Below are 7,708 nucleotides of genomic sequence, written 5' to 3'. Positions count from 1 at the left end.
TCAAAGGGCAGGTTGTTGGAGAACCCGCTTTTGAAGGAAATGGTTCCTGCCATTGTCTTTCCTGCTGTCTCCAGCTTGTGCAGGGCTTTTCCTCTCATGTCCGGGTTAGGCTCGATACCGACGATTTGCCGAGCGGCGTTTTCCCATATGAAAGTTGAAAGTCCTGTACCGCAGCCAATATCGGCAACTAGCTCTACGTTTCGCTCCAGATAGCGGCTGATGATTTCCACGACGAGTGACGGTGCTTCCGGGCGGTGCTGATCGTAGTTGTCGGCAAAACCGTTGAAACGATCCACATTACTTTGCAGATTTCCTTCAGGGATCATAGGTTCTTTTCCTCCTTAGTATCGACCGGGCGGCCGTATAGACTCAAATGCTGCTGTACTCCTATAGTGTACAATTTTACATGTTCATCCATCTACTCTCGTGATTTCACAGCACCCGTCGGATTTCGGAGGGAGTAAATCCCCCTATTTTATCATTGAAGCAAGCGCCCACTCGCGCATCATGGAGTCAAGCATTGGACGCAAATCTTCGCGTTGCATACCCATGTGGAGCACGGCTTCCAGATATCCAGCTTTATCTCCAATATCATAACGTGTGCCTTCCAGTTCTAATGCGAGCAGTTGGTTCTGCAACGCTACTTGATGAAGAGCATCCGTCAATTGGTATTCACCGCCCGCTCCAGTGGACAGGTTTTCCAATATAGAGAAAATGGAAGGCTCTAATACATACCGACCAATGACTGCCTGCCGCGAAGGGGCATCTGCCGGAGATGGTTTTTCAACAAGTCCGCCGACTTCGTGAATGAGACCGTTCTGGTGAGTGGAGTCAATAATGCCGTATTTACTCACATCTTGTTCTTCCACTGTGCGCACGCCGACCACTTGCTTGCCAGTCGCTTCGTAAACATCCATCATTTGACGAATCGCCGGGGTGGAGGAATTCATAATATCATCGCCCAGCAACACGGCAAAGGGCTCATCGCCAATGAACTGACGAGCGCAGCTTACCGCGTGTCCCAAGCCGAGGGGTTCTTTTTGACGGATATAGTGAATGACTGCTTTACCCCCGATGCTTTGAACTTCACGTAGGAGATCATATTTACCTTTGCTCTCCAGTACCTGCTCCAATTCCACAGACTTGTCAAAATGATCCTCGATGGCTTTTTTATTACGCCCCGTTACGATAATGATGCTCTCAATTCCGGACTTGATGGCTTCTTCTACGATATATTGAATAGCCGGCTTGTCTACGATGGGAAGCATCTCTTTCGGTAAAGCTTTCGTAGCTGGTAGAAAACGGGTTCCTAATCCGGCGGCTGGAATAACAGCTTTTGTAATTTTTCTCATAGAAACTCACTTTCCTTTCGGGATGGGGAACCGAATACCCAGTATCGGCTCCCGATATAATTGATGATCATTCCGGCTGCGGTCGCGATCAGCTTGCCTAAAGCAAGCGGCAACTCGGTTCCAGTGTGAAGCACTTGCAGTAATAAGGAGGTTATCCCCAATACGATGAGGTTAATGATGATGAATTTAGGTAATTGACCCTTATTAGTGTTGTTTGATAGTTGTTTGTTGAATGTCCATTTGCTGTTCAAAATATAACTGTTGGCTGTGCCGCAGCTGTACGAAATGACCTGCGCTACAATGACCGGCACTCCGCCCCAAGCCAGCAGCATAAAAATGATATAATCTACACCCGTATTCACCAGACCTACGATGCCAAATCGGATCATAGGAAGCAGCTGGGCCATGCGACTTTTCATGGGTTAGGCTCCATGACCGGATTTGGGTCCGGTATATACCGCACTGTTGCCGCGCACTGTGCGTCCTGTCGAAATCAGGCTCTCACGGGCTCCTTTCATGTACAGGGAGTCACGGGGTTCAGGGACTTTCATAGCATGCGTCGGACCGTTTTCGTATTGTCCACCCAGATGCTCACGGACAATGTAAAGCGGACGTGCTTTGGTTTCGTCATAAATGCGTCCAACATATTCACCCATAATACCGAGAATGATCAGGATCACCCCGTCGAAGATCAGGCTGATGCTAATCATAGACGACCAGCCCTTCATCACATAGGAGTCGGTGAAAAAGTTGAGAAACAGTACGTACATCAGATACAGGAAGCCGGACATGGATAGAAGTGCACCGATATACCCTGCCAGCTTGAGCGGTTTAATCGAAAAGGATGTGATCCCGTCCAGACTGAGCTTGATCATTCGTTTCAACGGATATTTGGTTTCGCCTGCGAGCCGCTCGTCGCGCTCATATTCTACAGCAGTTTGTTTGAAACCGATCCAGCTGACCAGTCCACGAACGAATCGGTTATTTTCCGGTAGCCGTTTCAATTCTTCTATGACCTTGCGATCCATTAGGCGGAAGTCCCCGGTGTCGACCGGGATATTAATATCCGTTGATGCTTTAAGTACACGGTAGAAGAGGCTGGCAGACCATTTCTTGAAGCGAGTCTCGCCATTGCGTTTGAGTCGTTTGGCGTAGACCACTTCATAGCCTTCCTTCCACTTGTTAGCCATCTCAACAATCAGTTCCGGCGGGTCCTGGAGGTCGGCGTCAATGACGACGACCGCCTCCCCCACCGCATAATCCATCCCGGCAGTAATCGCTAGCTGATGACCAAAATTGCGAGAGAAATCAATCAATACAATGGTGTCATCTCTGAGACTGAATTCCTTGATCAATTGGACGCTGCGGTCCGAACTTCCATCATTTACGAAGATCAGCTCGTAGGGCTCACCCATCGAGCCCATAACTTGTTTCAGCCTCCGGTAGGTTTCCGTAATAACGGCTTCCTCGTTGTACATCGGAATAACAATGGAATAACGGATGGGTTCACTCATTCGTAGTTCCTCCTCATTTATAATGTGATTTCGTATAAAGTACCGCTTCCGCCACGTTCGTCTCCGCCAGGGCCACCTTGACCATCCTGGGCGTTCGCATTGCTGTTCGTGGTGTCGCTTCCGCTCTCGGTTACTTTAACGTCTGTACTTGTTTCGCCTGTTGTTGTTTTCCATTCATCTGTAGGAATCACTTTGCCGTGTTCTTTGATCCATGCAGTGACTTCAGAGTTACCGCCGTCTGGTCCGCCACCTCCACCAGAAATCATGAAGTACTTCACTTGGCCGCTTTCGACCAGCGCCTTGATTTTATCGACGGTATAGACTGGATCGGAAGATACAAAACCGTTCATAATAATTACTTTTTGTCCGGCCTCGACCAGGTAAGGAGCAGCCGTTGAATAATTACTTGCTGCGAAAAGGTAGGTTTCACCTGTGTTGTTTTTTTGCAAGTAGCTCAACGTTTTTTGATCTAAACTTTGGCTACCGTTGGGTCCCCCCATTCCTCTGGAACGGGTAGAAGATTTTTGTTCCGTGTCTGTACTTGTTTGTGTGCTTGAAGTATTTCCATCAGGACTGGAATTCTCTGCATTATTGGTCTGGTTATTCGTTTGAGTTCCTTCGGCTTGTTGTCCATTGGCGCTCTGACCTCTATTGCGATCATTGCCGCCCGGCATTCCGCCACCACCACCGCCAAATTGAGTGGGTCCGGCTTGTGGAATCATGCTGTTCCCCCCGTAGATGATCGGTGTCAATGCCCAGTATGCAGGACCGATAAACATAGCGAGTACACTTGCAATGATGGCGAATCTTGTGAACTTCTCAGATTTCATTCGTGCTACTATCAGCAGCACCGTGCCGATGATCCCTAGGATCAATACCGCGATGGACCAGCCGCTGCCAATGGTATCGTTGTAATTTTGCAAAACAAACCAGCTAAATACCGAGGTTGCCAATACTGCTGCGGGTAACAGCCAGGAGAGCCAGTTGGAACGCTCACGATACTGCTTCCACAATTCTACGAATCCTGCTCCAAAGAGCGCTGCAATTGGTGGCGCGAGCATAATCAGGTAATAATGATGAAAGAATCCTGCTACGCTGAAAAACGCAGCTACGGGAATCAACCAGGCAAGCCAGAAGATGACCTCTTTGTGTTTTTGTGTGATATTACGACGTCGAATGCTTGCAAGCAGACCGATGGAAGCAATCAATGCGAATGGAAGCAGCCAGCTGGCTTGACCTGACAGGGAAGATTGGAACAACCGCAAAGGTCCTTTTTCGCCAGTGCCGAACATGCCGCCACCGGAATTTCCTCCCGGTCCACCGCCTGGACCACCCTGGCCATTTTGCCCGTCTCCAGGACCACCTTGTCCGTTGCCGCCAAATCCACCCGGTGGCATTTGACCACCTGCACCGAATCCGCCTGCTGCCATGTTGTTGGCACCAGAGTCATCCGTAGTGGTAGTGCTGTCCGATGTTGTAGTCGTCTGAGCTTGATCTGTGTTCGTATCGCTGCTATTCGTTGTAGCGTTATTGTTCCGATCCGTGCGTTCACCGCCACGATTGCCACCTGTACCCTGATCTCCTGTCAGACGGGACAGGCCGTTATAACCAAAGGCCAAATTCAGCACAGAGTTCGTACCGCTACTCCCCATATAAGGGCGTTCATCTGCCGGAGTGGAGTCCACTACGACTGCCCAGGAGAGCGATACGATCAGGAGGACAACTGCTGATCCTACCAGTGTTACTGCTTTTCGCTTCCAGTTAAACTTGGAGGCCAACAGATAGAACAGACCCAATGCGGGAACGATCATATAGGCTTGCAACATTTTTTCGTTAAAGGCGATGCCTACGACTGCGAAAGCAGCAAGGATCAGCCCGGTTTTGCTATTTCTAATGCCTCTGAACAATAGCCATGTTGCGAGCAACAGTGTGAAAACCAACATAGCATCGATGTTATTCGTGCGGCTAACCGCTACGGCTATCGGTGTCGTTGCCATAGCGAAGGCGGCCAATCGTGCGGCCATCGTACCAAAGCTCGGTTTGACGAGTAAGTAAACGAGCAAGACTGATCCGACCTGAGCCAGCGCCTGTGGCAAGATAACGCTCCATCCGTGAAGCCCGAATATATAGGCGCTCAGTGTCTGAATCCAGAAAACCACAGGCGGTTTGTCTACCGTTACCGATCCAGCAGAATCAAGTGAGGCGAAAAAGAAGTTGTGAAAGCTCTGTAGCATGCTTGCTACGGCCGTCGTGTAATAGGTGTTTACATATTTGTCTTGCCAGATGTTGTATCCGTTCAAAAATGCGGATATCAGCATAATGATGATCAGGGGGATGTCCGCCCTGGTCTTAAACCATTTCTTAATCATGTTCATTCCACTCCCTGTGAAAATTCTTTGTATTTATTCCGTTGTTCTAGCCGCTATCTTCAGGACTGCGGAATGACCAGTCGCTTCTGATCTTGGCCCGGTGAACTACCGGCTTGCTATTATCATGCCATACGTACCTTAATGGGTTCTGAGCGCTCCCTGAACGTTAGCTGAAAGCTGAGCAGAGGTACTTTTTTTGCGACAGGATTCAGGTATATTAGATACAGGTAAAAAATGAACTGACTTTTTTATGAGAAAAATGCGGCAACATGAAAGGGAAGATTAATAATGAATCCAATACACGGAGTTAAAATTATGCTGGCAGATGATGAGCCTCATATTTTGCAATTTTTAGAGCTTGGACTGATTAATGAAGGATATGAAGTCAGAACCGCCGAGAACGGGAGTAAAGCGCTCGATTTGGCAAGAGAGTTTCGTCCGCATGTAGCGGTGCTGGATGTGATGATGCCGGAAATGAACGGTTTTGAGGTGTGCCAAAGTCTCAAGGAGACGGAGGATAACATCGCGGTCATTATGCTGACCGCCAAGGATGATGTAGACGATCGGGTAAAGGGATTAAAACTCGGCGCGGATGATTATGTCGTAAAGCCCTTCAGTTTTAATGAGCTGCTGGCTCGCATTGAAGCACGCTTGCGCAATCAGTTCCCCGATCTGCTGGGGGAGGTTGTTCACGGCCCCTTTCAAGTGGATGATCGACGCAAGGAAATTCGTTATCAGAGTCAGGTGCTGGAGCTGTCGCCTACCGAATATGAACTATTGAAGTTTCTGGTGCTTAATCACGGGATTGTGCTGAGTAAAAGTCGTATTCTGGACCGGGTATGGGGGTACGATTTTGGGGGCGAGGATAATATTGTTGAGGTGTACATTCGCTCCTTACGTGAAAAACTCAAAGACAAGGAGCACCGGGTCATTCGTACGCTGCGCGGTGTGGGCTACCGGGTGGATCTGCTATGAAGGCGGGCGGGAAAAGTCGGAGAAAATATGCACTTCGTTCTCTCCGGTCCCAGCTTTTGGCCAGAACGTTACTCATTTTGGCTTTGCTGCTCGTATTGATTGGTTTTCTACAATATTTTCTGATGAAAGATTTTCTGTATCGCAGTCGGGCAGAAGCTATGGATACGCAGTTGAATTCAATTCCTGCCGATTTATTGATTAAGGATTCGCAGGAGCAGAGTGGGGTAACCGCTCCCCAAGAACAAACCAATCGGAGGAATAATCGACCGGGGCCGTTTTTGTTTTGGCCGGATATGTCGCTCGCTTCTATAGATACAGACGGCACTTTCCAGAGCTTGTCCAACGAAAACGGACTTAAGCCGCCACGTCTCACCACTGAGCAATATCATGCAATGCAGCAGAGCAAACGCATGCGTCACGGCTATCAATTAATCACGGATGCTCAGGGGAAAGAGCAACTGGTTGTATTCCGTCCGCTCGGTCCACCTGACCGTTCGTCCGGTTTACTTCAAATGGGCGTATCCACGACTTCTATGCAAGAGCAATTGATTAACCAGCTCCGCACCTTTATTTTATTGTCTCTGATTGCGCTTGCGATTGGGTTGGCGCTTATGCTTCCTGTGCTGCGCCGCACGTTGGTGCCCCTTTCCAGGATGGTCGAGGCAGTCAAACGTATTGATGCGGGCAATCTGGCCGAACGCTTTGACGCAGAGCAAGGGCAGTATGAGGTGGATCGTTTGGCGGTTTCATTTAACGGGATGCTGGAACGGCTGGAGCATTCTTTTGCTGCCGAACGAGAATTGCAGATGCAGATGAGACGATTTATTGCGGATGCTTCCCATGAACTGCGCACCCCGCTCACGTCTATTCACGGCTTCTTGGAAGTGCTGCTTCGTGGGGCGGCATCTAATCCGAAGCAGCTTCTGTCGGCACTAGAAAGTATGTATGGTGAATCCAAGCGGATGAATAAACTTGTCTCTGATTTACTATTGTTGGCTAAGCTGGATCGAACACCGGAGTTGAAGCTGGAAGACATATCACTAGATGCGTTGCTGCTGGAAATGAAACCGCAGCTCCTTATGCTGGCAGGTACACGTAAAGTGGTTTTTGATATGACGGCAGGTATACGGATATTGGCAGAGGGGGATAAAATCAAGCAGGTAGTGCTCAACTTGTTTCACAATGCTGTTCAGCATACCGATTTGGAAAGAGGTGTGATCCAGGTAAACCTGTCTGCAGGGAAGAAGTTGGTGGATATCCAAATTCGTGATAACGGACCAGGCATGAGTAAAGATCAGCTGGAGCGGATATTTGAGCGTTTTTATCGTGGAGATGAATCGCGTACACGTAGCTCAGGCGGGGCGGGTCTTGGTCTGGCCATTACACAGTCTATCGTAGAAGCACACGGCGGGAACATTACGGCCGAAAGCACACCGGGAACGGGAAGTGTATTCAAAGTAACGTTACCTTTAGCGGGAACAGTATAGTATTTAAGATT

Annotated in this window: 7 protein-coding genes; 2 read left to right on the top strand and 5 right to left on the bottom strand. The window is 48.9% G+C overall.

Translation table 11 applies throughout. The annotated features are described in order from the left end of the window. From GRP75_RS07305 to GRP75_RS07285, 5 genes are all read right to left on the bottom strand, one after another. Positions 1-326, bottom strand: a 326-nt coding sequence (locus GRP75_RS07305) for a class I SAM-dependent methyltransferase (RefSeq protein ID WP_160788966.1), incomplete at its 3' end; no start/stop codon positions are given. A gap of 144 nt (positions 327-470) precedes the next feature. Continuing rightward, positions 471-1,352 (bottom strand): UTP--glucose-1-phosphate uridylyltransferase GalU, encoded by an 882-nt coding sequence (gene galU / locus GRP75_RS07300; protein WP_023986636.1) that lies wholly within the window; start codon positions 1,350-1,352, stop codon positions 471-473. Further along, on the bottom strand, positions 1,349-1,771 hold the full coding sequence (locus tag GRP75_RS07295; protein ID WP_023986637.1) for a GtrA family protein: 423 nt from the start codon (positions 1,769-1,771) through the stop codon (positions 1,349-1,351). Before GRP75_RS07295 ends, galU begins: the two co-directional genes overlap by 4 nt. A 3-nt stretch (positions 1,772-1,774) precedes the next feature. Continuing rightward, a complete protein-coding gene (locus GRP75_RS07290) occupies positions 1,775-2,866 on the bottom strand; it encodes a glycosyltransferase family 2 protein (RefSeq protein WP_160788965.1) in 1,092 nt (363 codons plus the stop codon). A 17-nt stretch (positions 2,867-2,883) separates the two neighbouring features. After that, positions 2,884-5,235: a glycosyltransferase family 39 protein gene (locus tag GRP75_RS07285; protein ID WP_160788964.1), complete on the bottom strand. Its 2,352-nt coding sequence runs from the start codon at positions 5,233-5,235 to the stop codon at positions 2,884-2,886. 288 nt (positions 5,236-5,523) lie between these two features. Between GRP75_RS07285 and GRP75_RS07280 the strand changes: the two genes are divergently transcribed. Continuing rightward, positions 5,524-6,210 carry a response regulator transcription factor gene (locus GRP75_RS07280; protein ID WP_013308395.1) on the top strand — a complete coding sequence of 229 codons (687 nt, stop codon included), beginning with the start codon at positions 5,524-5,526 and terminating at the stop codon, positions 6,208-6,210. Further along, positions 6,207-7,697, top strand: coding sequence for a sensor histidine kinase (locus tag GRP75_RS07275; RefSeq protein WP_160788963.1), 1,491 nt, complete (start codon positions 6,207-6,209; stop codon positions 7,695-7,697). The genes GRP75_RS07280 and GRP75_RS07275 overlap by 4 nt, the downstream gene beginning before the upstream one ends. The last annotated feature ends 11 nt before the right edge of the window (positions 7,698-7,708 follow it).

Origin of the sequence: Paenibacillus sp. OT2-17 (assembly GCF_009827695.1) — a bacterium.
Classification (GTDB): domain Bacteria; phylum Bacillota; class Bacilli; order Paenibacillales; family Paenibacillaceae; genus Paenibacillus; species Paenibacillus polymyxa_B.
The sequence above is the reverse complement of the archived record's forward strand: the minus strand, read 5'-3'. Positions and strand labels throughout refer to the sequence as shown.